This window comes from Marinobacterium lutimaris, from assembly GCF_900108065.1.
GTDB classification, from domain to species: domain Bacteria; phylum Pseudomonadota; class Gammaproteobacteria; order Pseudomonadales; family Balneatricaceae; genus Marinobacterium_D; species Marinobacterium_D lutimaris.
Genome location: NZ_FNVQ01000001.1, coordinates 740274 through 767210, shown reverse-complemented (window position 1 = coordinate 767210; position 26937 = coordinate 740274). Strand labels below are relative to the sequence as shown.

Below are 26937 nucleotides of genomic sequence, written 5' to 3'. Positions count from 1 at the left end.
TATAATTTAAAAATCGCATTTCTAATCTATCTCATAAATCAATACACTGACAATCCGCGGGCGCAGTCCAGCTATTCGCAACCGAATAGATCCTCCTCTCTACCGGCCCGACCGTTATTTCACCAGGTACGAAAATCAGATGTCAGACAGCAGTAAAACACTGACCGTCGACCCCAGCGTTGTCGGTCAACCCGCCAGTTTACGCAACAGCAATATCAGTTGGCATATCCTCGGCGTACTCGCCGCACTGATGGGCTTTGCCTCCATCTCCACCGATTTCTACCTGCCGGCGATGCCCGCCATGGAGGAAGCCTTCGGTGCCGGTCACGGTTCCATTGAGTTCACCATCACCGGCTACCTGATCGGTTTCAGTGTCGGTCAGCTGTTCTGGGGGCCTATCAGCGACCGTTTCGGGCGTAAGCTGCCAATCGCGCTCGGACTCGGTTTGTTTATCATCGGCGCCATGGGCTGTGCCCTGTCTGACACCATCTTTGAAATCATCTGCTGGCGTATCGTGCAGGCGCTGGGTGCTTCAGCGGGTGTGGTACTCGGTCGCGCCATGGTGCGTGATCTTTATGAGGGGCCCAAGGCCGCACAGATGATGTCGACGCTGCTGGCGGTAATGACCGCCGCCCCGCTGCTCGGGCCGATCATCGGCGCCCAGGTTGAGGCGATGAGCAGCTGGCGCGGCATTTTCTGGGTGCTGGTCGCCGTGGGTGTACTGACGATGGCCGCGCTAACCACCATCCCGGAAACCCTGCCCGACTCGGTACGCCGTCACGAGAGCGCCGGCCGCACGTTGCGTCGCTACGGACAGATCATCGTCCAGCCGCGCATTCTGGCTTACCTGGGGCTCGGCTCATTCTTCTATGCCGGCATGTTCGCCTATGTGTCCGGCTCGCCCTTTGCCTATATCGATTACTACGGCGTGCCTTCGGAGTATTACGGTCTGCTGTTTGGCGCCGGTATTTTCGGCATCATGGGCTCCAATATCCTAAACAGCCGGCTGGTGATGAAAACCTCGGTGGACCGCCTGCTCGGCATCGGCACCACCGGCGCGATGATTAGCGGTTTGCTGATCTACCTGGCGTCACTGACCGATTGGGGTGGCCTGTGGGGCCTGGCGGTACCGATGTTTTGCTTTGTCTCCTGCACCGGTTTTATCGTCGGTAACTCCATCGCCGGCGCGCTGGCCGATGTCCCCCAGGAGGCGGGAGCAGTGTCCGCGCTGGTCGGTTCACTGCAGTACGGCGGCGGCATAGCCGGTACCGGCCTGGTTGGCTTGTTTGCCGACGGCACGCCCGGCGCCATGGGCACGGTGATCGCCATATCCGGCGCAGGCTCCCTGCTCTGCTACGGCCTGCTGGTATCCACCAACCGCCGACAGGCGGCGCGCCAGGCTTACTGAGTACTCCTGTCATACATTTTCACGAAATCCGGCCTATCTTTAGCCTTAACCATCTATCGGGAGGCGAGATATGGCCGAGCACACGCAGAACGTTAAAACGGGTGAGTGGCTACCCGGCGCTAAAAGCACTCAAAGCACGTCTTACAACACGAACAGCAGCCGGGAGCTGGATAGCCTGGGCGGGTTTAATCCGTTGCAGCCCTGGGCAGCCATGTTTCCCTGGCTGAAGTTTGAATACCTGAAACTAGAGGTGCGCCTGGAAGATGACCAGGTGCGGATTCTTGGTGAACAGGGTCGCTTCGACCGGGGCCTGCACGCTGCCCGACAGATAGACGCATCCATACCCGCCGAACAGATTGTCGAGGCGGCAGAACGGATGCAGCTTCTCCTCCAACAGGAGCTTCAGCAGCAGATGAATACGTTGATGCAGGCTGCAATGATGCCCTGGACGATGATGTTTCCGTTTTTAAAACGGGACTGACCTGCGCAGGCACTCTGTCACACCAGGGTGCCGCTGACTTTCCGCCCCCCGCACCAGCCCTTCTCTTAAGCTGCACTCTCTTCAGTCGCCCTGTTTTAAGCCGCGCCTGCTTCCTGTATGCCGTCCCAGCTCGCGACTTATCGAACGAGCTCATAGCTGCTATCAACCTAGCCCCCCTCTCAAGCACGACCCTGCGTGGATAATAGAGACACTACTTTTAACCCTTCCAAGGATTCAGTAATGAGTGTCACTTATGATTTTTCAGGCAAGGTCGCACTGGTAACCGGAGCCGCATCAGGCATGGGCTACGCGACCGCCAAAGCATTTGCCGAAGCCGGCGCCGCAGTGATGCTGTCGGACATCAACGAGACTGCGCTGAACGCCGTTGTTGAAGAGATCAAAGCCGCTGATGGCAAGGCCGCCGGTTTCGCCTGCGACGTGGCCGATGAAGCTCAGGTAGCGGCACTGGTAAAACAGACCGTTGAAACTTTCGGCAGCCTGGATATCGCCTTCAACAACGCTGGCATTCAGGTTCCGGCCTGCGATGCGGCTGAAGAAACCGCCGAGGACTTCGACAAGGTCAACGCCATCAACCTGCGTGGCGTCTGGGCTTGCCAGAAGCACGAGCTGCAGCAGATGCGTGAACAGGGCGCCGGCGTCATCGTCAACTGCTCCTCCACCGGCGGCCTGGTTGGCCTGGCACGTCTGGCGGCTTATCACGCTTCCAAACACGGCGTTATCGGCCTGACCAAGAGCGCTGCACTGGAATACGCCCCGCGCGGCATCCGCATCAATGCGGTCTGCCCGGGCGCGATCGACACACCGATGGTCTCCGACATGCTGAAGAAAGGCGCGCTGACCGAAGAGATGATCGCTGCGGCTCAGCCGATCGGTCGTCTGGGTAAAGCGGAAGAAGTCGCCAAGGCGGTTCTCTGGCTCTCCAGCCCGGACTCCTCCTTCCTGGTCGGCCACGCCATGGCGGTCGACGGCGGGTTCACCGCGCACTAACGAGCACCTGGCGGGACGGCGGATTCGCTCTGCCGCCCTGCCAACCTTTCTCTGCTATTCCCCTCCCCCTGAGCTGGCGCTGATCGCGTCGGTTATTTAAACGACAGCCTTCCAGACGTGAAGGATCTCTTCGTCGCGGTGCAATCTATTTCAGCCCGTTGCGGCATGTGTATTCAGCTAAGCCGGATTTGAATGTGATCGGCTGGTCGTGGCATGAAGCAGATATTCGCTCTGTTAGAGTCAGGCGTGGTTATCGATAAAAATCTGATGGCAAGCCTTTCACTTATCGCAGCAGTCCGCACTCTGCCTAGCTTCCCCAGAGCCTGCCGATCGATCGGTCGATCCAGGGCCCGCTACCTGTAAAGGTTAGGCAGTTTGATTTTGAAGCGCATTGCCAATGCACGCAGCAGGAAGGCCACGCAAAAGCCGCCGATCAGGTCATAGCTGGATGGCAGGCCAAGGCTATCGAGCATCAGATAAACGATAGAGCCTGCCAGCGCGGTGGTGATATAGAGTTCATCATTCATCAACGTCAGATTGCTGCGACAGAGCACATCCCGAGCGATACCTCCGAAGGAAGCGGTCATCACCCCCATGCAGACGGCGATCAACGGTGTGGCGCCGAAGTTAAGTGTTACCTCGGTACCGACCACTGCGAAGAGAGCCAGGCCTACGGCATCCATCCACAGCAGAGCTTTTGAGAGCGAGGCTAACATGGGTGTAACGAAGTAAGTTATGGCCGACGCGACGAGACAGACGATGATCCAGATCGGCTCGCGAATCCAGAACACCGGAACGCTACCCAAAAGAAGATCACGCAGGGTGCCGCCACCGATTCCAGTGACCGTGCCGATCAGCATAAAGCCAAGGATATCCATCCTCTGCCTTGCGGCCTCCAATGCGCCAGAGATGGCAAATACACCGACAGCGGTGAGCCCCATGATGTTGACAGCAGCGGTAATATCGAAAGGCATAGAGACCTGATAGAGATAAAAGGCGAATGGAAGCGCCATTTATATCACCCGATCCAATGATGCTCTAGCCCGCCGAATCAGTCGTCATTGGCGGAGCTGCCATGAGTTCGCTAATCGGTGAACATCACCGATGTTTGACTATCACGAATGGTGGCTCAGCGCTGGTCGTTAACTTTTATGAGCCTGAGCTGGGGACGGAAACTGCCCCTTTGCAGAGATTAGGTATACAGCACCAAGGTGCGGCTATCGGTACAAGCCGACGGTGCAAGACTGGTAATCATTCATTCAGTCCATTTCGTCGGAAGGTCGCAGGCGGCACGCCAAAACGCTTGCTAAACAGTTTGCCGAAATAACTTGTATCGGCGATGCCTATTTCATCGGCGATTGTCGCAATACTGTGGCTTGAGTTTAGCAATCGCCACTTCGCATGCTGAAGCTTCATTTCGGTCCAGTATTGTCGGGCTGTGACGTGGTGAAAATCGACAAACAATCTATCCAGTTGCCGTCGACTGATGCCGACCATTTCAGATAGCTCGGTGGTGGTCTTGTTTGAGGCCATCCAGGTGCGCATAAGCGCAATGGCATGTCCGAGGTGCGGTACTGCCGTCATTTCCCTGTTCTGGGACTTAAGCAGATGCACACTGCTACGTGCCTCATCCACCAGCATGTCCGAGAGACCTTTGAGGGCTTTGCTCCGTCCGCAGGCGCGCGCCAGGATCTCCACCGCCAGATCAATGGCCGAGCTCCCTCCCGAACAAGAGATCACATCCCCATCGAAACAATAGATCTGATTGGCCAGAGTCTCGATGCGGGGGTAACAGGCTCGAAACTCAGCTTCGTGGCGCCAATGAATCGCCACCTTATGTCCATCCAGCAGCCCACAGGCTGCTAGCAGGAAACAGGCATTATCGATACTAACCAGCTTCACGCCTTGTCGCACGGCGGCACTCAAGATCGATCTATATCGAGGGGCCAACCCTTGGGTGGCCATAGCGGATCGGCCGCCAAAAACCACTAGATAATCGAAATCGGCGTACTGGATCTCAGGCAGGGTCACTTGTACCTGCACCGCGACCCCACTGCTCGAAATGATGCAGCCCGGCATGTCTCCCAAAATTAGCCAGGAACAATAGTGCTGCCGGCTGTAGTCCTCTTCATCAGCCGTAAAACGTAATTTGTCTACAAAGCCGCCGAACGGCAGCATTGCGAACTCTGGCAGGGGCAATAACAGAAACCGAACATCGGTTTTAGGACTTGTGTTGTACATGTGCATGATGACCAATAAACCCCAGATTTAGTCCAAATATTACCGCGTGTTTGTTCTGCTGTACGTCTAGACTAGCCCAGTCGAAATTAATCGGAGATGGTTGTAATGGATCTTCACTCTTGGCTGCTCTACACCCTAGCAGTTATCGGATTGGCTATAACCCCTGGGCCCAATGGATTATTGGCACTGACTCATGGTGCGTTGTATGGCTCTGGAAAAGCTGTTTATACCGTGGCGGGCGGCGTGCTGGGGTTTACCTGCTTGATTGCGCTTTCCATGTTTGGACTGGGGGCGCTGATCCAAACCTCTTCTGACACTCTGTTGATTCTGAAGTGGGTGGGTGCTGCCTACCTGCTTTGGTTAGGTATTCAACTCTGGCGGGCTCCGGTGCTCCAGCTGGGAATTGAGGGGCAACATAGCCTTGTTCCTAATCACTCCCTGTTCCGGAAAGGGCTTCTTACGGCGTTGTCGAACCCGAAAGTGTTGGTTTTCTATGCCGCCTTTCTGCCTCAGTTCCTTGACGCTGAAAGGCCGATGGTTCCGCAATTTGCCGTAATGGCAATAACCTATGCGGTCATCGAATTTGTGGTCGAGTATCAAGTGGCCAAGTTTGCTCACTTCTTCAGGCCTTGGCTGCAACGTGCAGGAAAAGGCTTTAACCGCTCCTGCGGGAGTCTATTTGCACTGATTGGAGTGGCGTTACCGTTGATGCGATGAATCTCTTCCGCCCGATATCCTGCTACTGGCCGACCGCCCTTTCGTTATGCTCCCACGCAGCACCTATGCCAGTCATTACGACCGGTTGATCGGTGCCTGCCAGCAATGCCGCATTGAACTGAATGTGGTGCAAGAGGCCACCACAGAGGCGGCCCTCCTCTCTTTGGTCTGCGCGGAAATTGGCGCGGCGATAGTCAATTCCGCCAATCTGGGCCGCCCGCCCTGGTCAACTTTTCCGTATAAAAGACTTATCGATCCCTATGCCGCTCGCATTCATCCGCCTCAGGATGCCGCCTACCCGGTGCTGACGCGGTTCGTTTCTGTACTGCAGTCTGAATTGACCACTCCGTTCGTCATTCAGTATCGCTGCCTTCAATGCACCGCTTGAACCCACAGCCGAAAGCAGACGTCAGGTTGGTCCTGTTCTCACGCGGGCTAACGGCACAAAGCAGACATTAATCACTGACCTCAGCGCAACTAATGAAACCGTGATAATAAACTTAAACTACAGAAGTTTTCTCTAGAGTTATAACGCTGAGGATCCACTCTTTAAAGCGGATAAATGCTTCATTACTTGCTTTCGACTCAAGAAAGCTTAAATAGTGTAGTTTTTCTTTAAGCTCCACGGTCTCATCAACTGGCTTAACTAATCTACCAGACTCGATAAGAGGATAGACCAGATGATTCCAGCCTAATGAAACCCCCTGATCATTTAGGACCATCTGTATCAGCATATTATAGTCGTTAGCATTAAATATATGAGGCTTACTGTCACTTTTATCATTTACGTCTTTGTCAAAAAACGAGAGCCAAACACCCCAATCGACATGTTCAGCAATTTGAGAGCGACCATAAGGGCTGAGATTTAGTAGTGCCGAGTGGCATATTCCGTCTAAAGTCGCCACTTCCGGATTTTTCTCTAAGAAGTTGGGAGTACAAACTGGATAGATAAGATCGTAGAATAGTGCGATTGAACTGTATCCTTCCCGTGTATCAGCTACCTTGTTAATAAACAAATCAGGATAGACACCAGGCTCCATCTGGAGAAAATTTTCTGTCGTTACTACATTGATATCAATGTCAGGATTATCAGCAAAGAATGAGGGTAGTCTACGTGTCAGCCAAAGTGAAGAAAACGCTGGCGTACAGCATATCGTCAAAACTTTTTTACTTGAGCCTACATCCTGAATGCGTTCAGCAGCTTGCGCAATATTTACGAAAGAAAGATACGCCGCATCATAGAATATTGTACCTGCTTCCGTTAGCTCGACCGCTCGTCCTACTCTCTTAAAGAGGGAAACCCCCAAGTAAGCTTCGAGTTCACGAATCTGACGGCTTATAGCCGCCTGGCTGACACAAAGCGACTCAGCGGCTCTCGTAAAATTTAAATATTTTGCAGCCGCAACGAAAGATTTCACCGCTCTAAGTGAAGGCATTTTCACCAACACCTTATCTGGATCTGCGTGCTTGACCATTCGGACGCCTTCTACTCAGTGTCTGAAACTTTCCCTATCTAGCAGCATAGTTTAGCCGCTATTCCAATGATGAGTAAAACTTTCTATCGCGGAGATGACCATAAAGGTTAATGGATCTCTTTACCTTCAAATCGAACACTCGTTGGTGAAGCGCCAAATACCATCTTAAAGCTATGACTGAAATGGGTAGCAGTCAAAAAACCACAGGCTACAGATACATCACCAACGCTATAATTAGTTTTCAATAATAGTTCTCGCCCTTTATTTAAGCGTAGCTCCAAGTAATAGCGGGATGGACTTGTGTTTAAATATCTTGAAAACAGTCTCTCTACTTGTCGCCTAGACAAACTTGTATAAATAGAAAAGTCTTCGATAGGTAGTGGTTCTTCTAGATTATTTTCCATTAATTCAATTATATTTTTCAATTTTTCAGGTATAAATCCAACCCCATTTATTTCTGCCGAGTTTAAAGGTCGATTATTATCTCCAATCAAAATCCCATTAACACCTCTTTTTATATCGATACCAAAAAGTATTTCAATAAGATTAAGCATTACGCGAATCGAACTATTAGAGCCAACAGATGAAAAGAATTTACCATCGATTATATTTGATTCCTTAGATATCCTAAAATTTGGATAATATTCTTTAATAATCTCTCTAGAGTCGGGGTGTATAGAAAATTCTTGTTGATCTAAATCGAGAGCATCACAGAAGAAAAATGCACCATTCCATAGACTTCCTATCCAAAGACCTTTTGAAATAGCACTTTTTACTAGTTTATTAATTAGTTTGCATTTAATTAATGGAGCTCTTAATCCGCCACATACAACAATAATATCATTCCTATCCAAATCGATTTCTGAGAAACATGTATCGACTGATATATCAATTCCTAGATCGCTACTTACAACGCCACCATCACTGCTTGCTGTAACTGTTTTAAATATCGGTTCAATTGTAAGTAAGTTGGCTGTTACCAAAACATCTATAGCACTGGTGAATGATGCCATAGAAAAATTTTCAACAAGAAAAAATACAACTCGACGTTGCCCACCTTCAAACTCAAGGTCTTTAGTGAAACGCCTATTGGAGTGCTTTATAGGGCTAGAAAAACGGCTATTACGCCTAGCATAATTATTAGACATGGAGATACCAAAAAATTGATTTATATATGCTTCTCCTTAGCTATATTTAAATCAATATTATATCGTGATACAGACCAACAGCTCGCACAATAGTACGAACTGCTGTCTTCATTAGTAGTTAATCGATGTAGCCAAAAAGCTTAGGAAGATACAGTGCTAGAGGTGACCAGTAAGTGGTTACAAGCATTACAGGTAATGCAGCGAAAAACATGAAGCTTAATGCCGGCTTGATCACCTGAGACATGCCTACGTTGCCGATACGACAGGTCATGAAGAGTATCGGAGCCATTGGCGGACTATTACATCCGATTACGACACTCGTACCAACAATCGCAGCGAAATGCACAGGCTCAACACCTATATGAACCATCACAGGGAGTAGAAGCGGACTGATGATAGCGACAACACTTACGTCATCCATGATCATGCCAAGCAGAATTAGGAATATATTCACGACAAGCAGGATCATAATTTTGTCTTTGAACAGATCCATCAGGACGTCTGTGAGCTCTTGTGGAACTCGTTCAAAGGTGAAGATTCGGCTCGCTACAAACGAGAATACCAATATGACCATAATGACGCCGGTCGTTGCAGCAGCCTCAATGAAGCAGCGTCCCATCGCTTTCAAATTAAGCTCGCGATAGATGAACATTCCTACTGGGATGGAATACACAACAGCGATCGCCGCTGCTTCTGTCGGCGTGAATACACCGCCATAGATTCCACCAAGAATTATCACTGGTAATACAAGTGCCGGTAACGCTTTCCAGCCCGTATTTCCTATATTTTGCATTCGGCTATTAAAGGATAATTTTTCGGCAGCAGGGTCTGGATGATTTCTCATTTTCAGCCAGTTCATAAAACACAGCATGAAGATCAACAGAATTCCAGGCCCAATCGTCGCAAGGAAACAAGCAGCAACAGACTGGCGCGTTACCACAGCATACAGGATCATCGTAATGCTTGGCGGTATCAGCAACCCCAGGAGCGATGATATACCAAGCAGTGCACTTGTATATTCACGCTTGTAACCGTGTTTCTCCATCGGGCCAATCATGATGGTCCCTATCGACGCAACAGCGGCTGAGGCGGTTCCTGATATAGCGCCAAAAACGCCACAGGCCATTACCATGGAAGTCCCCATTCCACTACGGGATTTGCCAACCAGAGCTTCTACAAAGTTGACTAGCCGTGACGCCAAACCACCAGCCTGCATCAGGTATCCGGTCATAACAAAAAGGGGCAGAGCTAGAAGTATAAGAGAGTTCACCGACCAGAAGCCGGTAGTCATCAATGAAGACACATCCACATCGTAGACTATCGACAGTATCAGCGTCATCGCTGCGAATGAAAATACTACCGGAACACCGATCATCATCAGCACTACAACAGCAGCAATTGCGAGTAAAGCACCCATAAATACACCTTTAAACTATTACAATATTTTTATCATCATTATTTAAGCAGTTTTCCTACTCAGAAAGCTGTTAAGATCTTCGAAGAAGTCTCTTATCAAATAGAAAATAAACAACACACTCGCAACGAATAGGCTGCTTTGGGATATGTACCAAGGAAGATGAAAAACGGTGGTCGATTGTCCTTTTCGCAGCGCCCAATCAAGCAAGTCGTAAGCCCATATAGAGAACATAACGGCCATAGCCAGAGAAATCATCGTCGCAAGAAGGTGGAAAAACTTAATTACTGAAGTGTTTTTACAAACGACCTGGATAAAATCAGCAGTCAGGTGAGAACGCTCGCGGGATGCCAAGACAGCACCAAACATATAAAGCCACATCGCACACATCAGGACAATCTCTTCCAGTCCGAAGACCGGTTGGTCCAAAATAGCTCGAGTTATGACTCCGTACGCCATCATGACGGCGACTGAAGCACTAAGGATGATAACGATAGGCTTTATTAAAATACCTATTACGACATCCAACTTCGATATCAATGAGAGTATACCATTCATAAACTACTCCTGGGGTTAAAAATAAGATAGCCAGCTAACAAGAGCCGACTATCTACTCTCACAATCGTGGGGCAATATAATAATTTATTATTGAGGCACGGAGGCGTTTTCTCGGATTTTATCCATCAACTCTTTACCGAGCGTTTCTTCAGCCATAGGCCATACGTCTGCGCGTACGCGTTTAACCCATCCGGCCATCTCCTCAGTCGTAGGAACGATATATTCCATTCCTGAATCCTGAGCAGCCTTGATCCATTTTTCGTCTTCCGCTTTCGCATCGATAAACTGCTTATCGATTACCGCCTGCGCAGCATCGGAAACGATCTGCTTATCCTCTGCATCCAACTCTTCCCAGGTTTCGTTGTTCATCAGCAAAGCATAGGACGAGAAGTTATGTTTCGAGTGAACAAAGTAATCCAACTGGTCCCGGAAATACTGGTAATCCCAGTAGATAACATTACTGGAATCGCCATCGACCACACCTGTCTGGATAGCCGTGTAAACTTCCGCCCAGTCAATCGGTACAGCCTGGAAGCCCATCGCCTTCATCGTCTGAGGTAAGGGGAATACTGGCTGCGAGCGCACTTTCATCCCTTCAGCCGCTTCGAAGCTTGTCGCATACTTACCTTTCGTAGCGATGCCTCCGAAGCCCTCAGGGTAAGGACCAAAGTAGTGGAGACCAATATCTGAATAAACAGGGCCCAGGATGTTTTTCAACCAGCCATCCTCACCGTAGGCCTTCAGAGCATCGTCCCAACCCAGGGTCAGGTAAGGGATATAGTTCACGGCCAGTCGTTCATCGTAAGAGGTCTGAGGCCAAGTCAGCATCATCTGGATGTTGCCCTTGACCAACTGGTCGAACAGCTCCTGCTGACCACCGAGTTCACCCTGGTAGAAGATGTTTACTTTCATTCTGCCATCAGAGTTTTTCTCGATCAGCTCCTTCCACATCATCATCGATTTGCCCGACGCCGAATCTCTATCTCCCGACTCCAATGCTAGATTGAACTTATAGCTTTCATCACTGGCTACTGCATCCAGAGTACCCGTAACGCCGAGCACCGTCGAAATGGCAATGAGTTGAGTCGACTTCAGGAGCTTTTGTTTAATTGTTAGCATGCTTTCACCCCGGCCTTCTTCATCAGATTTTAATATTAAATATTTATTGTTTAAGTGCTGGCTTCTTAAGTTTAAATTTAAAACCACGAAAAAACAGTAATAAACTAAAAAATCAGCCAGATGCCTTAACCAGAGTATAGTTATACTTATAAAAAAATATCCAATGATATATTTGTCAGACTATCCATAACCTGAAGTTATCAGGCAGATTTATTCTCATAATTACTAGCAAATTAGATCGATAGGTAATTGATAATCAACATTTTTTTTCAACAAAGGAAAAACCAATCAATCGGTCAGGATTATCGATGGAATTCGAATGCACGAGCAGAAGTCTTTTATATGAAATAGATTCCTACCAAAAAACAAATTCAAAAAATAAAAAACCGGCATATAGCCGGTTTTTTATAATGATAATTTTTAAAGCTCTTTACCTGCTTGCCACTCTTTTAATCGCATGGTCAGGTTTGCCCCCATAGACAAGAAAGGCTCTGGTGGTAACATGCGCGGCTTCTGATGATCCATAAATTCTTTAAGCATCTCCGAGCTCTCCCCTAATACAGCGAGCTCAGCAGCCATCATTCCGGACAGAGTACCTTTCACCGTTCCCAACCCATTCTGGCAACAAGCAGACCAGATTCGGTGGTCTAGTTCCCCAAAGGCAGGCACTGAGTTCCACGAGAGGCATAATCGTCCACCCCACCTATATTCCATTTCGACCCCCTTGAGCATGGGGAAGCGATTCTCGAAGGAGCGATCCTGAAGGACGGCCGCATTTTTCAAATTACGATCGCTGGCCTCGAGTGACTGGTTCAGGGTCGCATGGTTACGGATGACAATGCGGTCACCGCTTCCGCTGTAATCCGAGCATCGTCGTACTGTTGTACCAAGCGGATCTGCAGGCAGAACTCCCCAATCCGGCACTCCGCCCAGTCTTTTAACCTCCGACTCAGTTAACCGGCGGGTCATCGAAGCATAGGTGAATACGTGAAGCAGTCGCCTTGGAAAATAACCGAACGACTGTACATGTCCATTCACCGCCAGAATGATGCCTCCGGCACGAATACGTCCCTTCGGGGTTACCAGGACTCTTTCCTCTTCTATGGAAGTAACCGGCGTATTTTCGTAGATTTTAACCTGACTACTTAGTCCCCTCGCCGCCTCACGGATGAAGGCGGCAGGTTGAATCATTACGACTCCCGGAGTGAACAGTCCAAAGCGATAGAAATCGCTGCCTGTCCAAGCTTGCATCTCCTCTTCGCTTTTTAGCGTGTACGGCTCTCCCAGCGCATCGAGGTGCTTTTTATAACTCGCGATATGAGCAATACCCTTATTGGTCCCCGCTGCGGTCACTTTACCGCAGGAATCAAACACCTTTGCATCCATGCCGTACTCAGACGCCATATCTCGAGCAAAGTCTATAGCAGTGCGATTCAAGCGAATTTGCTGAAGGTCTTTGTCTATTGCCCCTGCATAGGTTTCTGAATTCAGCTCATGGGGCAAGTCGATCATAAAGCCGCTATTGCGTCCCGCTGGGCCATCAGCAAGACGTCCCGCCTCAAGCAATACAATGCTTTCGCCCTCTACAAGCTGAGCAAGACGACGTGCGGCTGCAATTCCCGCAAAGCCACCGCCCACCACGACCCAATCGGCCTTGATATCTTCCGTTAGTGGCGAATACTCAGGCGCTGGAGGGAGAATTCGATTCCAGGCTGCTGGCCCTGGATCTTTTGGCAAACGCTTAACAGTTATCTTAGTCATGTTCTTGGTGCGCTCTCGCGAGGGACCGAATCAGGGAGCATTGAAAAAGGGGCGGGTCTGCGAACTTATAGAACACCGCCCAAACCACTACATCTCCCCGATACCACTTTTGGCCATGAAGGATCAGTCGGTACTGAGATCAACCCAGATGGTTTTTAACTCTGTGTATTGGTCATGAGCATGGACAGAGTTGTCGCGCCCACCGAAGCCTGACTGTTTGTACCCGCCAAAAGGTGTAGTGATATCACCTTCGCCGAAACAGTTAACCGTGACCGTTCCTGCCTTAATCGCCTGGGCAGCACGCAGCGCTTTCTTCCCGTTAGCAGTGAATACAGAAGCCGCCAGGCCATATTCGGTATCGTTAGCAACCGCGATCGCTTCTTCGTAGCTGGATACCGTGATTACAGATAGAACCGGACCGAAGATCTCTTCGCGAGCCATACGGTCAGTATTAGAAACACCGTCGAAGATGGTCGGCTGAATGTAAGTGCCATCGATGGTTTCTCCGCCGAGAACTAGCTCATATCCTTCCTCTTTGCCGACCTCAAGGTAGCTTGCGACTTTCTCAAAATGTCCCTTATCGATCATTGCTCCCAGAAGGTTCGAAGGGTCCAGAGGATCGCCCAAGGTCCAGGCTTTCGCATGTACCTTGATACGTTCCATCAGTTCGTCTTTAACACCGGACTGGACAATAAGGCGAGACCCCGCAGAACAGTTTTCTCCCATGTTCCAGAACGCCGCAGCACAAACCTGCTCGGCAACTGAATCCAGGTCTTCCGCATCATCCAATACGACACAGGGATTTTTTCCGCCAAGCTCAAGTACTATTTTCTTGATGTTGGAATCCGCTGAGTAGCGAAGGAAGCGACGCCCTGTAACGGTAGAACCTGTAAAGGTCACCATGTCGACATCCATGTGCAGACCAAGCGGCTCGCCAACCCCTGCGCCGCTGCCTGTAACGATGTTCAATACACCCTTTGGCAGGCCAGCTTCGACCGCCAGCTCGGCGATACGGAGTGCGGTAAGAGTGGTTTGAGCAGCAGGCTTGATCACCATGGAACAGCCCGCAGCCAGTGCAGGCGCGATCTTCCAGGCAAGCATCAACAATGGAAAATTCCAGGGAAGAACAGCACCGACAACGCCGATCGGCTCGCGAACCACCATCGAAATAGCACCTGAACCTACCGGAGCTGTCTGATCGTAGATCTTGTCGATCAGCTCAGCATGCCAGGACAGGGTATGTATAAACTCAGGTATGTCGATCGTTTCACAGTCATGAATCGGCTTACCGGAGTCCAGGCTCTCCATGACGGCAAGCTCGTGTTGATTTTCCTCAACCAGCTTGCAAAGCTGAAGCAGAACGGCTTTACGCTCACCCGGGTGCATCTTGGACCAACGGCCATCATCGAAAGCTTCGCGAGCTTTTGCGACCGCAAAATCTACATCGTCAGCATTGCAGGACGCGATATTCGCAAGAACTTGTCCCGTTGCAGGATTAATAGACTGAAAAGTTTCACCACTCACCGAGGGACGAAACTCACCATCAACAAAACTTAGAGATGGCAGTTTCAGATCAGAGGCGATCGCTTTATATTCTTCATACTTAAGCAGGCTCGACATTACTTAATCCCCCTTGGTTGGTTACTTTCAGGCTCAATATCGGCAATAGTCGCTTTAAGCGTGACCACTACGTCTTCCAGCGCCACTTTTTCCGCATCGCTAAGACCGCTCAGAGGCGCTCTCACCTCTCCCGCGAAACGGCCAGCGGCAGTTACTCCGTGTTTCACGCTCTGAATAAACTTGCCGCCCTGTTCCAGAACATGCATCAAAGGCATCATTGCAGACATGATTCGACGACCTTTGGCGAAATCGTTTTCGATAACGCAGGCCTTATAAAGCGCGATATGCTCTTTCGGAATGAAGTTGGAACCTGCACAGACCCAGCTTTTAGCTCCCCATGCGAAAAACTCAAGCGCCTGATCATCCATACCGCAAGACACTTGGATATTGGGGTAATCATTAGCGAGCATATGGAGACGATTGATATCGCCAGAGCTTTCTTTAATCGCGCAAAAGTTCTTGGCTTCAGCGATACGATCAAAGAACTCAGACTCCATGTTGACACCCATGCGATCAGGGTAGTTGTAAAGCATTGCAGGCAAACCCGAAGCTTTATCTATCGTCAGCGCGTGTTCCGCCAGCTCTGCCTGGGTAGGCAATGAATAGGGAGGAGTTGCGACCAGCACCACATCAGCCCCATTGGTAGACGCAGCCTCAGCCAGCTTTACCGATGCACGCGGATCAACAGAACCAGTGCCGAAAATAAGCGTCAGGTCGTTACCCACAGCTTGACGGGCAATTTTCAGCAACTCAACGCGTTCTTCATGGCTTTCAACGTAGTATTCACCCGTCGTACCACCAATCATCAAACCATTTACACCAGACTCCTGTAAGTATTTTACATGGATAGCATAAGCATCAAAGTCAATTGAGCCATCCTGCTTGAACGGCGTGATTACGGGAGTATAGATACCTTCAAAATTCATTTTATTTACCTTCTAACTACCGGTATTAATTTTTAATTAATCTGGCCAGCAATAGTGGAACCGCCTTGAGATTGATGTTAGCCATTGCGACACCCAAGCCACAATCAACCTTTTTTAAGTCTTAAAAATAACCTGAAGTTATTGATAGCAATTCGCTGATCTCAGATAGAATATTCAGGTTGTTTTATTGCTATTGCTGTTATAAGAAGGTGGCAGCTGTTTAAGGTATTGTTCTGCCTTCGACGCAACGCAACGACCAAGCAGCGCCCAGCTAGCTGGAGTCTCGCCCCTTTACCTGCAGACTCATTAATACAACCGAACCATTTTTCCTGTGTAGAACCCTATGTCCCCTAGCCCTGACGATCAGCCGAAGTTGGACGCCATGTGTAACAACCCGCAATCACATGCTTTCTTATCCGGTGTTCGCGCCCTTTTACCCCTGGTTCCAGGCGTCATTCCCTTTGGCCTCGTCACAGGCATCAGCTCAACAGACCAAGGATTTTCGTTCATCGCCACCATCGGGATGACGTTGTTGTTTTATGCCGGATCTGCACAGCTGGTAGCTTTACAGTTGCTAAGCGAAGACGTATTCCCTTTAGTGATTCTATTCACAACGCTGATCATCAATTTGAGATTCATGATGTACAGTGCATCAATAGCACCTTATGTGCATTCCCTGCCAAGACGGTGGAAGTGGCTACTCTCTTACATGCTTTCCGATCAGGCCTACGCACTCAGCATCGTCAAGTTCACGTCGACCGATTCAAAGAGTACCGACCGTTTCTTTTTTGCCGGAACTGCAATCGCCATGTGGCTCGCCTGGAACATTTCGGTCGTGTTAGGCGTCGTGCTCGGTACCGGTATTCCGAAAACCTGGTCACTGGACTTTGCGATACCGCTGTCCTTCCTCGCAATTCTTATGCCTGCGATAAGAGGTTTTCCGCACCTGGCTGCCGCCTGCGTTGGCGGAGTAGTAGCTGTTATGGCCGCGGATACACCCTATAACCTGGGCTTATTCCTGGCCGCCGTCTGCGGCATCGCTGCGGGGCTGACCGCAGAGCGGTGCAGGCCGGCAGCCAGCGCCGATAAAAACGAAAAGGAGCCCAAATGAGCGAGTTCACACTATGGGGATTATTCATTGCTGTTGCCCTTGGGACATTCGCCCTGAGGTTTTCGTTTATCGGACTTCACGGTCGCTTGCATCTACCTCCGACGCTGAAGCGAGCCTTGGTCTATGTTCCAGCTAGCGTCCTGGCAGCACTAGTTCTGCCAGCAGTTAGCCTGAGTGGGCCCGAGCAGAGTTTTGCCTTGGATAACCTGAGGATTCCTGCGGCGGCAGTTGCCGCCCTGATCGCCTGGAAAAGCCACAACACACTCTTAACGATCTTAGCCGGCATGGGCACGCTATGGGCCTTGCAGACACTAATTTGAGTTCATTAACTTGCTTGGCGAAGGACCGCCTTTTCAGATAAGAAAACGCAAGGTTTAATAAACGCCAGCCATAGAATTTCGTAGCGAGCCTGACTGCAAACCGCGCCTGTTTTTAAATGCTGAATGTCGTCGCTGCGTTATCGTACAGACCGGGAAAGTCTACCCACAGCAGCCTATCGCCCTGGCCCGGGTTGCTGCATTGTCTGTCTATACAAATTTCACTTAATACGCAGGTGCAAGAGTGGAGTATTAAAGCCAGATGCTAATAGCAAATTCTGAAATAGCGGGATAAAGGCAAGCGGGACAATGATGTCGTCAAGACGCGCCATGGTTAAGGCAGGCTGGATAAGCGGTGATTCTGCACCCGGGTATCCCGCCCCGGGCACAGAATCGCCTTTTGTTTAATGCGTCAGCTAATGGCTGCTCAGGCTCCAGCCACTGCTGACTTCGCACCGACCATCTTGCGAAGCAGGAACACCGCAACAGCAAGACTCAGACCAATCAGATCGGTCATCAGCCCTCCGGAGATCATCAGGAAGGCCGCAGCCGTCAACGCAACGCGAACCGCCAGATTGGCGCGGTTACCGATAAACCAACCCTGCACCGCCGAAGCCAGCAGGAAGATACCAAATACCGCAGTCAGCCCTGAGCGCAGCACATCGATCAACTCTCCTTCCATAAGCAGAGTGGAGTTATAGAAGAACATGAAGGGCACCACAAAGGCCGCGATACCGATCTTGAACGATGCCACGGAGGTCTTGAGCGGGTTGGCACCCGAGATACCCGCCGCCGCGAACGATGCCAGGGCCACTGGGGGCGTAATGGCAGAGACCACCGCGAAGTAGAACACGAAGAAGTGGGCTGTCAGCAGCGGAATTCCCAGATCCACCAGACCGGGCGCAACCACCGAGGCGGCAACCGCATAGGCCGCTGTGGTGGGCATTCCCATACCCAGCAGAATCGCAATACACATGGCAAAGAACATCGCCAGCAGTTGCGAGGTATCCGCCAGGCTCAGCAGCAGGTTGGAGAAGCGCGCACCGACACCGGTGAGCGAGATAACACCGACGATAATACCGGCACAGGCACAAACTGCGATGATCTGAATCGACATGTGACCGGCGATCTCGAATGCGTTGTAGACTCGCTTAAGGTTCATGCGATAGGGCGTGAACCAGCTCACGACAACCGCCGCAATCGTGGCCAGGGTACCTGCACGAATAACCGAGTAGCCCAGAAACAGCGCGACGATCAGGATCAGTATCGGCACAAACAGGTACACCTGACGCACCATGGTGGCAACGCGCGGCAACTCCTCCTTGCGCATCCCTTTCATGCCCATCTTGGCTGCTTCGAAATCGACCATAAAGAAGATCGACACGAAATAAAGGATCGCAGGAATAATCGCCGCTATCGCTATATCCGAGTAAGGAATACCGGTAACTTCCGCCATGATGAAGGCACCGGCCCCCATGATCGGCGGCATGATCTGGCCGCCAGTCGATGCAGCCGCTTCGATGGCACCGGCGGTATTTTTCTCGTAGCCGACCTTCTTCATCAGCGGTATGGTCAGTGACCCTGTGGCAACAACGTTACCGGCAGAGGTACCGTTGATCATGCCCATCAGACCAGATGCGAATATCGCCACCTTTGCTGGACCGCCTCGTGCCTTACCGGCAACAGCGAAGGCAAAGTTGACGAAGTAATCACCCACTTTGGATGCCTGTAGGAAGGCCGCAAAGATGATGAACAGGATGATATAGGTTGAGGAGACCGCCGTGGTCGGTCCCAGTACGCCGGCATCGGTGTAAACCTGGCTGAAGAACCGCTCCCAGGTAATCGCAGGTGAGCTCAGGAAACCGGGCAAGAATTCACCGACAAACACGTAAATCAGGAACACCGTGGCGATCACGACCAACGCCATGCCGGCCACCCGACGGGTCAGTTCCATAATCAGGGCCGTACCGGCCAACGCTGCCATGGAGATCCCCACCGGTGCAAAGGGAGTACCGGTCGAGTTTCGCATCAGGGTGCCATAGATGGTGATCAGATAGACAGCCACAGACAGTGCACAGGCGGCCAGTACAAAGTCGTGGGGCGCAAACCGGCCACGGCTCTGCTTATCGAACCAGGAAAGAATGATCGAACCGGTCGCTGCCACCCATAAAGGCACGCCGTACAACCAGATCTCATTGAAGCGGATCCCCTTGTCGATACCGTTCCACATCGTCCCGGATGCAATTTCCCAAGCAAAATAGAACGCCATGCCCAGCGAGAACAGTGCACTGAGCAGCAGAGGATAGGCGAGAAAACGCACCGCCTTCGGGCGGGTCTGTGCCTCTTCAGGAAAGCTTGTTGCCGAGAACATCAGGAAACCCAGAACCAACGCACCCGCCACATGAGCAATACGGAAGTTCCAGGTTTCTATAGGAAAGTCCGGCAGAAACGGGATATCAACCAGGCCACCGGTTAATGCCTTTAAGCCCAGTCCATTAAGGGCCAGCATATGAAATGCAGCGTAGACCGCTGCGATAAGCGTTATAACCTGGTATGAGCGCCCTTTATAGGTTCTGAGATTGGACTCAACAGGCTCATCATCAACCCCGTGGGCGATGAGATGGTCTGGCTCTTTAGCCAGATTATTATCGTTATTCATGGCTAGACCTTCGCTTTATATAGCGCGAGATTACATGTTTAAAAAGGCGTGACATCGTGTTAACGATGCCACGCTAAAAGCTGATTACTGATGGATCAGTTCCGCTTGAATATTGCCGCCATTTTCATTGAACCAACGCGCTGCGCCCGGGTGCCATGGCAGGAAGGTATTTTTATCCCAATGTTCAGGCAGCGTGGTACGCGCACCTTTATGTGCCTGAACCATTCGCGCGTTGTCCCCCATCACCGCTTTTACCGCTTCGTACACGAAGGATTCGGGAAGGTCACAATTTGCGATGGCAAAGTTCCACATGGATACCGAACGTACCGGCGCATCGATGCTCTTATAAGCTCCGGGCGCTATCTCATAGTTGGTCACAGGGAAGGCGCCGGTAATTTTCTTCTGCTCCTCCTCGGTGAATTCAATAATGTTGATATCGGTTTGGACTTCGAGCTGGCTCACCGCCGGTACCGGCACACCGGCCGCAAAGGCAACTACATCCAGCAAGCCATCCTGCAACTGGCCACCCAGATCCGACCAGCCGCCGTTACGGCGTTCAAACGTCAGGCCCAACTCTTCCAGCATGCGCGGGAAATAGGTATCCGAGGTGGAACCCGCCGGGCCAAAGCCGATCTTAGCCCCAGCCGGGATCTCGGCCACAGAAGTGATACCGGATGAGGTCAGCGCGGTGATTGAAAACGGCGTCTGGTACATCGGGAACATGGCGCAGGCATTGTCCATCGGCAGGCCCGGCGCGATAGCGTTCTTGCCCTCCATCGACTCACGGGCCGGACCCAATGTGGTCATACCGAAATGGTTATCACCGGTATGCACCAACGCCATGTTCTGCATCGGCCCGCCAGTGACCTCGGCGCCGCCTGGCACACCGGTTTCTTCCGACACTATATTGGCCCAGGCGGTACCGTATCCAAAATAGGCCCCACCCTGGGAGCCGGTACCCACCGTAAAACTCTCCGGCCAGCCAGTTTTGTCAGCCGCCATCAGGGATGTGGATGCAGCCGCTACCGCTACAGACAGACCAAGGGTTTTAATTATTTTCATAGGTATCTCCAGCTTCACTTTATTTTTAGATTGAAATACTTGGGGTCATGAAAATTAAGATCAAATAATCACGCAGACGTTATTTGATAAACTTTACCTGCTCACTAATCTTTTCCAATACGCTCGATTTACGCTCGTTGTAGGTTTTCTTATTGATCTCGAAAATGTTGTTGCCATGTGTATCGATGGAAATTATCAACGGACCAAAGCCTTTTACTCGGTTTATCCAGAGCGTTTCCGGCATACCCAGATCTTTCCACTCAGCTCCCTCTATCGCTTCCACCTTAGTGGCCGCCACAACAGCGCATCCGCCTGGGAACACTGCATGAACTGCCTTGTGTTCCTGACAGCCGGCAGCTGTTTCCGGGCCCATGCCGCCCTTGCCGATGATCAGTCTGACGCCGGTTTTTTCGATAAACTCACGCTCAAATTTTTCCATACGCATGCTGGTGGTTGGTCCGATGGAGACCATCTCATAGCTGCCATCATCCTTTTCCCGCACGATCGGGCCCGCATGAAAGATGGCGCCGCCGGCAATATCAACGGGCAACTCCTGGCCATATTCGATCAAACGGCGGTGCGCCACGTCCCGGCAGGTCACCAGGGTTCCATCGAGGTAAACAACGTCGCCGACTTTAAGGTCTTCCAGGTCCTGGGCTGAAATCGGTGTCTTCAGTACCTTCTTCATAGCTGTACATCCTGATGGGAGATAATTTCGTAGGAGAGGTCTGCATTGACCTTGATTTGGCCACGACGGTGCGCCCAGCAACCGGTGGAAACGGCCACGCCGATAGTAGAAGGATGGCGCGCAGATGATTCGATATTCACTCCCATCACGGTGTTGTCGCCGGTGAGTCCCTGTGGGCCTATACCCAGATCGTTAATACCGTCAGTCAACAGATCTTCGAGCAGAGCGGCCTGTTCATTAGCATTGCGGGCGTTGACCGGTTTAAGAATCGCCTTCTTGGAAAGCCGTGCAGCGGTCTCCGCCGAGGTGGAGACACCCACGCCAACCAGCAGCGGCGGGCAGGCGTTGAGGCCGCGCGAGGTCATTACATCGAGAACGAACTCCGCCACACCCTCGTAGCCCTGTCCCGGCATCAATACAGTCGATGCGCCCGGCAGAGTACATCCGCCACCGGCCATGTAGACATCGATGATCGCATAGTCTTCGCCAGGAAGAATTTCCCAATCGAGCCAGGGGATCTTGGAGCCGGTATTGGTACCGGTATTCTTCTCGACAAACGACTCAACGGCGTTGTGGCGCAGAGGCCCAATTTCGGTTGCACCCCGGGTCGCCCCTTCCAGAATCGACTCCAGTTCACCCAGCAACGGAAAGGATGAGCCTGCCTGGATGAAATACTGAATGACACCGGTATCCTGGCAGCTAGGACGATCCAGCTTGTCGGCCGCGTCCTGGTTTTCCGCCATCACGTCAAAGATCTCGATCGCCATGGGGTTGGTTTCTTTGGCACGCAACTCCGCCTGTTTCTCTTTAACGTCCGTTGGAAGACGTTTTCCGATATAGGCAGTGAATTTCGCGAGAGTGTCAGTCAGGGACTGAACTGCGGCTTCTTTCTCCACGCTTGTATCCTCTTCTTTTAGTGTCCCGGATTGCCCCTTAAAGGAACAAACCGGATGGAACGTGTGGCTATCATAGGGGGTAGAAAGCGTGTAAAAATGCACTAAAAGTAAATATACAATTTCCTAAAGGTGCATTATGGATGCCGAAGATTCGATGCGATTCTTTGTCAGTCTGGCCCAAAAGCGATCCCTGTCGGGCGCCGCGCAAGAGCTGGACCTGTCCCCGTCCGCTGCGACAAAACGCCTAGCACAGATAGAAGATAGGATTGGAGTAAAGCTGGTTAACCGGACAACCCGGCATATTTCACTGACGCCTGAAGGTGAGATCTATCTTGAATATGCCCAGAACATCCTCGCCCAGATGGAGGAGATGCAGGATGTGATTCGCAACCAGTCGGAAAGCCCGACCGGTCAACTGAACATTCACGCACCGCTGGGCTTCGGTAGAAAATACATTGCGCCGCTGGTATCCGAGTTTGTTTCAGAACACCCAGATCTGGTTGTGCGACTCACCCTGAGCGACAGGCATGTCTCGCCACCAGATGATGCCGTGGATATCCTGATTCGCTTCGGCGACGTACCGGACTCACGCTTAATTGCCCGCAAGATCGCACCAAACCGGCGCTTTATCAGCGCCAGTCCCCGCTACCTGGATAAGATGGGGCGCCCTGCCGCGCCACAGGACCTAAGTAGTCACAAGGCGATAGCACTACGCCAGAATGATGAAACCGCCAATCTCTGGCGACTAACTAAAGACAATCAGACCCAGGCTGTACGCGTGCCGGTTAAGCTAAGCACGAACGATGGACATGTTGCACTCCAGTGGGCGATCGAAGGCCACGGACTGTTGATGAGAGCTCAGTGGGATCTCGCTAAACATTTGAGGAGCGGCGAGTTGGAGCTAGTACTGCCGGAATACGAAACACCACCAGCCGATATCTACGCGGTATATTTGCAGAAAGCTCGGCTCGCAACCCGGGTATCACTATTCCTTGACTACCTGGAAGCGTCATTTCTAACAAAAACAACAACCAGTGATTATTGGTAGCGCCTCACCGAAGTTATCTTTCGAGAAGCTATCTTTAACCTACATCCTGACAAGGACGCTAAGCGCAGCCCGTGCAGAGCGCCATATACCTATGGTCCGCTAAGGGACCAGGCTGTCTGAAAACGCGGCGTGTTGTCGAGTTGCAATGAGATTCTCCAGAGTAACATGGTGACCGCATGTGTTTCTGGGAATACAGTTTCATGATTAATTTCGTGAAAGGCGACTTTGTGTCGAAAGTTATCGTGGGCCATACACCCCTTATAACGTCCGCTATGTGCGCCAAGCAGAAGCCCGGTTTAGAGCTGCTCCGGTACCTCGGTCTCTGCAATCGCCCGCTCAATTTTTGCGGGCTTCCATTGAACAGGGTTAGAGGGTGACCGGCCCTGAACTACCGTTGTGCCTTCGCCCGCCTGGGTTAGCTCCACACGCCCATACTCGTTCTCGACATAGACGCCCTTCCCCTCCAGCATGGCGACACCCAGGTCATCGTCAAAGATAAATCCGCCCCAAAAGTCGGTACCTCTGACACCGATAAGCGCGGAGCGGGTTTCGATCCTGAAATTGGGATGCTTTTGCTGGCCGATCTGCCCCGTATTGCAGCGAAAGGCGCCCTGCAAAAAGCTCAGACTCACGTCTGACTGCTGCGCATCAAACTGATACTTCGATAGCTCAAGCACGGTATTCTGGCCCAGTGCGAGTGTGGTTTCATCGCGCAACAGGATTTTCAATCGACTGCCTTCCAGGGTCACCAGCCGATCGCCCTCGTATAGCCTGTCGTCGCGGCTGAGATTAATCCTCTGCTCTCCACGTTCCGCCAACGCACTTCCAAGCACGGCCACTACCCTGCCTATCTCATCGGCCAGGACCTGAGCCGGGAGTAGAATAAACAGGCAAAACGTCAACATCAGCGTGTGCAGGTGAATCGGCATGGGTGGTTCTCCTTTCCATTAGTAAGCCGTTTCCTTCTCAAGCGCTTCCCTTGCAAGGATAGTGCAGCCCAATAAAAAACGGCGGCTCCCGAAGGAGACCGCCGTTTCCAGGCTTACTTTTCAGCTGATCGGATCAAGCATCCAGCTTGATCGGCAGCTGGTGATAGCGCTTGCCGGTCAGTGCAGCCAGTGCATTGGCCACGGCCGGTGCGATCGGCGGTACGCCCGGTTCACCAACGCCGGTGGGCGCTTCAGCGGAGGGTACGATATGCACCTCGATCTCCGGCATCTGGTTGATACGCAGCACCTGATAGTTATGGAAGTTGGATTCCACTACCTTGCCCTTGTCCAGGGTGATGGCAGACATCATCGCCGGTGACAGACCAAAACCGATGCCGCCTTCCATCTGGGCGCGGATCACGTCCGGGTTGATCGCCACACCGCAATCCACGGCGCAGACTACCTTTTCCACCTTGAGCTGACCGGAATCGGTCAGTGATACTTCCGCGACCTGAGCGACGTAGGTCCCGAAGGATTTGTGCACGGCAACGCCACGTCCGCGACCTTCCGGCACTTCGCTGCCCCAGCCTGCTTTTTCAGCGGCCAGTTTCAGTACACCCTGCCAGCGCGGTTCACCCTTGAGCAACTGCATACGCAGCTCCACTGGATCCTTGCCCGCTTTTGCCGCCAGTTCATCCAGAAACGCTTCGGTGGCATAAGCAGTGTGGGTGCTGCCTACCGAGCGCCACCAGACCACCGGCACCTGTTTCTGTGTGGTGGTCAGCGACACGTTCAGGTTCGGGATCGCATACGGCAGGTTAGAGGCACCTTCCACGGAGGTGTCATCAACACCGTCCTTGATCATGCCGCCTTCGAACAGGGTGCCCTGGGCGATGGACTGGCCAACGATATGCTGCTGCCAGCCGGTGATGTTGCCCTCGGCATCCAAGCCGCCACGCAGACGGTGCACGTAGGCCGGACGGTAATAGCCGGCATGAACATCGTCCTCACGGCTCCAGACCAGTTTGACTGGCACACCGGGTTTCGCCTTGGCGATATGCACCGTTTCGACCAGGTAGTCGGAGTGCGGGTTGGCACGACGACCAAAGCTGCCACCGGCGTAGAGCATGTTGATTTTCACCTGCTCCGGCTTGATACCGAGTACAGCGGCGATGTTGTTCTGATCCACGGTCTGAAACTGCTCGCCGTTCCAGATTTCGCAACCGTCCGGTTTGACCAGGGCGACACAGTTCATCGGCTCCATGGGTGCATGGGACAGGTACGGAAACTCGTAGGTGGCTTCAACCACGGTGGCCGCATCGCTGATCGCAGCCGCCGCATCGCCATCGTTACGCGCGGGCAGACCTTCTTTCTGAGACAGCTCGCGGTATTCCGCCATCATCTCGTCGCTGCTCTGGCTGATGGCGCCGGACTCGTCCCACTGTGCCTTCAGCTTGCCGCGACCCACATGGGCGCTCCAGTAATCCTTCGCCAGCACGGCGATACCGCTGGGGATCTGCACCACATCGACAACGCCGTTGGAGGCGCGGGTCTCGCTGTCGTCAAAGCTGACCAGCGTGGCGCCAAAGCGTGGCGGATGCAGCACCAGAGCGGTTAGCATGCCATCGAGTTTGAAATCCTGGGTGAAGATCGCGGTGCCATCGTTCTTGCCCACGTCTTTACGGCTGACGGACTTGCCGATAAGCACGAACTGATCCGGCGTTTTCAGAGTGATGCTCTTGGGCTCTGGCACCGGCAGCTGGGCAGCGCGGTCAGCCATTTCCCCAAAGGTCGCTTCACGACCTGAGGCGTGGCTCAGTACGCCTTCGGAAACTCGGATCTCTGAAGCAGGCACGTTCCACGCCTGGGCCGCTGCTGCAACGAGCATCGCCTTCGCAGTAGCGCCGGCGAAGCGCAGCTGTTCCCAAGAGTTGGCGATGGCGGTACTGCCGCCCGTGCCCTGCATCGGGCCAAACGCCAGGTTGTTGTAGCGGCTGGCATCGGCCGGTGCCGGAACCGGTACCACCTGGCTCCAGGCCGCATCCAGCTCATCCGCGACGATGGTCGACAGGCCAGTAAAGGTGCCCTGGCCCATCTCGATATGCTTGATCACCACCGATACGCTGTTATCCGGAGCGATGCGCACAAACGCATTAGGCGCAAAGTCGCCGTCGGCGTTGAGCGCCTCCGGGGACTCGCTGGCGTTTGCCAGGGAGAAAGGTGTGTTGATCGCGAGAGTCAGACCGACACCGGCCCCACCCATCAGTTTTAAGAATCCGCGACGACTGGTGCCGCCCTGTGGCTGTTGTTCTGAAACAAGCTTCGACGTAAGTTCAGACATGAAACGCATG

At 52.0% G+C, this 26937-nt stretch carries 24 protein-coding genes; 8 read left to right on the top strand and 16 right to left on the bottom strand.

Going from position 1 to position 26937, the window contains the following annotated elements; translation table 11 throughout:
- The first annotated feature begins 139 nt into the window (after positions 1-139).
- The 3 genes from C4S72_RS03550 to C4S72_RS03540 all read left to right on the top strand — a co-directional run bounded on the left by C4S72_RS03550 (position 140) and on the right by C4S72_RS03540 (position 2897).
- Positions 140-1408, top strand: coding sequence for a multidrug effflux MFS transporter (locus tag C4S72_RS03550; protein WP_104001673.1), 1269 nt, complete (start codon positions 140-142; stop codon positions 1406-1408).
- Positions 1409-1478: 70 nt separating this feature from the next.
- Positions 1479-1889: a hypothetical protein gene (locus tag C4S72_RS03545; RefSeq protein ID WP_104001672.1), complete on the top strand. Its 411-nt coding sequence runs from the start codon at positions 1479-1481 to the stop codon at positions 1887-1889.
- A gap of 240 nt (positions 1890-2129) precedes the next feature.
- Entirely contained in the window at positions 2130-2897 is a 768-nt protein-coding gene (locus tag C4S72_RS03540; RefSeq protein ID WP_104001671.1) for a glucose 1-dehydrogenase, read from the top strand.
- A 353-nt stretch (positions 2898-3250) separates the two neighbouring features.
- On the opposite strand, the gene C4S72_RS03535 is transcribed toward C4S72_RS03540, so the two are convergent.
- On the bottom strand, positions 3251-3910 hold the full coding sequence (locus C4S72_RS03535) for a trimeric intracellular cation channel family protein (protein WP_235009034.1): 660 nt from the start codon (positions 3908-3910) through the stop codon (positions 3251-3253).
- A 238-nt stretch (positions 3911-4148) separates the two neighbouring features.
- A complete protein-coding gene (locus tag C4S72_RS03530) occupies positions 4149-5138 on the bottom strand; it encodes a GlxA family transcriptional regulator (protein WP_104003037.1) in 990 nt (329 codons plus the stop codon).
- 105 nt (positions 5139-5243) lie between these two features.
- Here C4S72_RS03530 and C4S72_RS03525 point away from each other — a divergent pair, with 105 nt between their 5' ends.
- Both C4S72_RS03525 and C4S72_RS25580 read left to right on the top strand, forming a co-directional pair.
- Positions 5244-5855: a LysE family translocator gene (locus tag C4S72_RS03525; protein ID WP_104001670.1), complete on the top strand. Its 612-nt coding sequence runs from the start codon at positions 5244-5246 to the stop codon at positions 5853-5855.
- A 46-nt stretch (positions 5856-5901) separates the two neighbouring features.
- The gene (locus C4S72_RS25580; protein ID WP_146071853.1) at positions 5902-6243 is read left to right on the top strand and encodes a type 2 periplasmic-binding domain-containing protein; all 342 of its coding nucleotides are present in this window, start codon (positions 5902-5904) and stop codon (positions 6241-6243) included.
- Between the two features lie 112 nt (positions 6244-6355).
- On the opposite strand, the gene C4S72_RS03520 is transcribed toward C4S72_RS25580, so the two are convergent.
- The 8 genes from C4S72_RS03520 to C4S72_RS03485 form a co-directional block, all read right to left on the bottom strand.
- On the bottom strand, positions 6356-7330 hold the full coding sequence (locus tag C4S72_RS03520) for a LysR family transcriptional regulator (RefSeq protein WP_104001669.1): 975 nt from the start codon (positions 7328-7330) through the stop codon (positions 6356-6358).
- Positions 7331-7437: 107 nt separating this feature from the next.
- Positions 7438-8478 carry a GlxA family transcriptional regulator gene (locus C4S72_RS03515; RefSeq protein WP_104001668.1) on the bottom strand — a complete coding sequence of 347 codons (1041 nt, stop codon included), beginning with the start codon at positions 8476-8478 and terminating at the stop codon, positions 7438-7440.
- A gap of 118 nt (positions 8479-8596) precedes the next feature.
- Positions 8597-9895, bottom strand: a complete 1299-nt coding sequence (locus C4S72_RS03510) for a TRAP transporter large permease (RefSeq protein WP_104001667.1) — start codon at positions 9893-9895, stop codon at positions 8597-8599.
- A gap of 42 nt (positions 9896-9937) precedes the next feature.
- Positions 9938-10450: a TRAP transporter small permease gene (locus C4S72_RS03505; RefSeq protein WP_104001666.1), complete on the bottom strand. Its 513-nt coding sequence runs from the start codon at positions 10448-10450 to the stop codon at positions 9938-9940.
- 87 nt (positions 10451-10537) lie between these two features.
- On the bottom strand, positions 10538-11569 hold the full coding sequence (gene dctP / locus C4S72_RS03500) for a TRAP transporter substrate-binding protein DctP (protein WP_104001665.1): 1032 nt from the start codon (positions 11567-11569) through the stop codon (positions 10538-10540).
- A gap of 420 nt (positions 11570-11989) precedes the next feature.
- On the bottom strand, positions 11990-13330 hold the full coding sequence (locus C4S72_RS03495; RefSeq protein WP_104001664.1) for an NAD(P)/FAD-dependent oxidoreductase: 1341 nt from the start codon (positions 13328-13330) through the stop codon (positions 11990-11992).
- Between the two features lie 123 nt (positions 13331-13453).
- Complete coding sequence (locus tag C4S72_RS03490; protein WP_104001663.1) at positions 13454-14950, bottom strand: aldehyde dehydrogenase; 1497 nt, start codon at positions 14948-14950, stop codon at positions 13454-13456.
- On the bottom strand, positions 14950-15876 hold the full coding sequence (locus tag C4S72_RS03485; protein ID WP_104001662.1) for a dihydrodipicolinate synthase family protein: 927 nt from the start codon (positions 15874-15876) through the stop codon (positions 14950-14952). Before C4S72_RS03485 ends, C4S72_RS03490 begins: the two co-directional genes overlap by 1 nt.
- A gap of 382 nt (positions 15877-16258) precedes the next feature.
- On the opposite strand from C4S72_RS03485, the gene C4S72_RS03480 reads away from it, so the two are divergent.
- Positions 16259-16987: an AzlC family ABC transporter permease gene (locus tag C4S72_RS03480; protein WP_104003036.1), complete on the top strand. Its 729-nt coding sequence runs from the start codon at positions 16259-16261 to the stop codon at positions 16985-16987.
- Entirely contained in the window at positions 16984-17307 is a 324-nt protein-coding gene (locus C4S72_RS03475) for an AzlD domain-containing protein (protein ID WP_104001661.1), read from the top strand. The genes C4S72_RS03480 and C4S72_RS03475 overlap by 4 nt, the downstream gene beginning before the upstream one ends.
- Positions 17308-17731: 424 nt before the next feature.
- On the opposite strand, the gene C4S72_RS03470 is transcribed toward C4S72_RS03475, so the two are convergent.
- The 4 genes from C4S72_RS03470 to ttdA all read right to left on the bottom strand — a co-directional run bounded on the left by C4S72_RS03470 (position 17732) and on the right by ttdA (position 22609).
- Positions 17732-19963, bottom strand: a complete 2232-nt coding sequence (locus tag C4S72_RS03470; RefSeq protein ID WP_104001660.1) for a TRAP transporter permease — start codon at positions 19961-19963, stop codon at positions 17732-17734.
- 84 nt (positions 19964-20047) lie between these two features.
- Positions 20048-21025, bottom strand: coding sequence for a TAXI family TRAP transporter solute-binding subunit (locus C4S72_RS03465; RefSeq protein WP_104001659.1), 978 nt, complete (start codon positions 21023-21025; stop codon positions 20048-20050).
- Between the two features lie 79 nt (positions 21026-21104).
- The gene (gene ttdB, locus C4S72_RS03460) at positions 21105-21713 is read right to left on the bottom strand and encodes a L(+)-tartrate dehydratase subunit beta (RefSeq protein ID WP_104001658.1); all 609 of its coding nucleotides are present in this window, start codon (positions 21711-21713) and stop codon (positions 21105-21107) included.
- The gene (gene ttdA, locus C4S72_RS03455; RefSeq protein ID WP_104001657.1) at positions 21710-22609 is read right to left on the bottom strand and encodes a L(+)-tartrate dehydratase subunit alpha; all 900 of its coding nucleotides are present in this window, start codon (positions 22607-22609) and stop codon (positions 21710-21712) included. The genes ttdB and ttdA overlap by 4 nt, the downstream gene beginning before the upstream one ends.
- Positions 22610-22745: 136 nt before the next feature.
- Between ttdA and C4S72_RS03450 the strand changes: the two genes are divergently transcribed.
- Positions 22746-23657 carry a LysR family transcriptional regulator gene (locus C4S72_RS03450; protein ID WP_104001656.1) on the top strand — a complete coding sequence of 304 codons (912 nt, stop codon included), beginning with the start codon at positions 22746-22748 and terminating at the stop codon, positions 23655-23657.
- A 296-nt stretch (positions 23658-23953) separates the two neighbouring features.
- Here the strand turns inward: C4S72_RS03450 and C4S72_RS03445 are convergent, their stop codons facing one another.
- Positions 23954-24586 carry a FecR family protein gene (locus tag C4S72_RS03445; RefSeq protein ID WP_104001655.1) on the bottom strand — a complete coding sequence of 211 codons (633 nt, stop codon included), beginning with the start codon at positions 24584-24586 and terminating at the stop codon, positions 23954-23956.
- A gap of 133 nt (positions 24587-24719) precedes the next feature.
- Positions 24720-26936: a xanthine dehydrogenase family protein molybdopterin-binding subunit gene (locus tag C4S72_RS03440; protein ID WP_235009033.1), complete on the bottom strand. Its 2217-nt coding sequence runs from the start codon at positions 26934-26936 to the stop codon at positions 24720-24722.
- Between the last annotated feature and the right edge of the window lies 1 nt (position 26937).

Bases quoted from the DNA above. Each gene is read 5' to 3' on its own strand.
- C4S72_RS03550 (WP_104001673.1), top strand. From the start codon at position 140: ATGTCAGACAGCAGTAAAACACTGACCGTCGACCCCAGCGTTGTCGGT.
- C4S72_RS03545 (WP_104001672.1), top strand. From the start codon at position 1,479: ATGGCCGAGCACACGCAGAACGTTAAAACGGGTGAGTGGCTACCCGGC.
- C4S72_RS03540 (WP_104001671.1), top strand. From the start codon at position 2,130: ATGAGTGTCACTTATGATTTTTCAGGCAAGGTCGCACTGGTAACCGGA.
- C4S72_RS03535 (WP_235009034.1), bottom strand. From the start codon at position 3,910: ATGGCGCTTCCATTCGCCTTTTATCTCTATCAGGTCTCTATGCCTTTC.
- C4S72_RS03530 (WP_104003037.1), bottom strand. From the start codon at position 5,138: ATGTACAACACAAGTCCTAAAACCGATGTTCGGTTTCTGTTATTGCCC.
- C4S72_RS03525 (WP_104001670.1), top strand. From the start codon at position 5,244: ATGGATCTTCACTCTTGGCTGCTCTACACCCTAGCAGTTATCGGATTG.
- C4S72_RS25580 (WP_146071853.1), top strand. From the start codon at position 5,902: ATGCTCCCACGCAGCACCTATGCCAGTCATTACGACCGGTTGATCGGT.
- C4S72_RS03520 (WP_104001669.1), bottom strand. From the start codon at position 7,330: ATGGTCAAGCACGCAGATCCAGATAAGGTGTTGGTGAAAATGCCTTCA.
- C4S72_RS03515 (WP_104001668.1), bottom strand. From the start codon at position 8,478: ATGTCTAATAATTATGCTAGGCGTAATAGCCGTTTTTCTAGCCCTATA.
- C4S72_RS03510 (WP_104001667.1), bottom strand. From the start codon at position 9,895: ATGGGTGCTTTACTCGCAATTGCTGCTGTTGTAGTGCTGATGATGATC.
- C4S72_RS03505 (WP_104001666.1), bottom strand. From the start codon at position 10,450: ATGAATGGTATACTCTCATTGATATCGAAGTTGGATGTCGTAATAGGT.
- dctP (WP_104001665.1), bottom strand. From the start codon at position 11,569: ATGCTAACAATTAAACAAAAGCTCCTGAAGTCGACTCAACTCATTGCC.
- C4S72_RS03495 (WP_104001664.1), bottom strand. From the start codon at position 13,330: ATGACTAAGATAACTGTTAAGCGTTTGCCAAAAGATCCAGGGCCAGCA.
- C4S72_RS03490 (WP_104001663.1), bottom strand. From the start codon at position 14,950: ATGTCGAGCCTGCTTAAGTATGAAGAATATAAAGCGATCGCCTCTGAT.
- C4S72_RS03485 (WP_104001662.1), bottom strand. From the start codon at position 15,876: ATGAATTTTGAAGGTATCTATACTCCCGTAATCACGCCGTTCAAGCAG.
- C4S72_RS03480 (WP_104003036.1), top strand. From the start codon at position 16,259: ATGTGTAACAACCCGCAATCACATGCTTTCTTATCCGGTGTTCGCGCC.
- C4S72_RS03475 (WP_104001661.1), top strand. From the start codon at position 16,984: ATGAGCGAGTTCACACTATGGGGATTATTCATTGCTGTTGCCCTTGGG.
- C4S72_RS03470 (WP_104001660.1), bottom strand. From the start codon at position 19,963: ATGAATAACGATAATAATCTGGCTAAAGAGCCAGACCATCTCATCGCC.
- C4S72_RS03465 (WP_104001659.1), bottom strand. From the start codon at position 21,025: ATGAAAATAATTAAAACCCTTGGTCTGTCTGTAGCGGTAGCGGCTGCA.
- ttdB (WP_104001658.1), bottom strand. From the start codon at position 21,713: ATGAAGAAGGTACTGAAGACACCGATTTCAGCCCAGGACCTGGAAGAC.
- C4S72_RS03450 (WP_104001656.1), top strand. From the start codon at position 22,746: ATGGATGCCGAAGATTCGATGCGATTCTTTGTCAGTCTGGCCCAAAAG.
- C4S72_RS03445 (WP_104001655.1), bottom strand. From the start codon at position 24,586: ATGCCGATTCACCTGCACACGCTGATGTTGACGTTTTGCCTGTTTATT.
- C4S72_RS03440 (WP_235009033.1), bottom strand. From the start codon at position 26,936: ATGCGTTTCATGTCTGAACTTACGTCGAAGCTTGTTTCAGAACAACAG.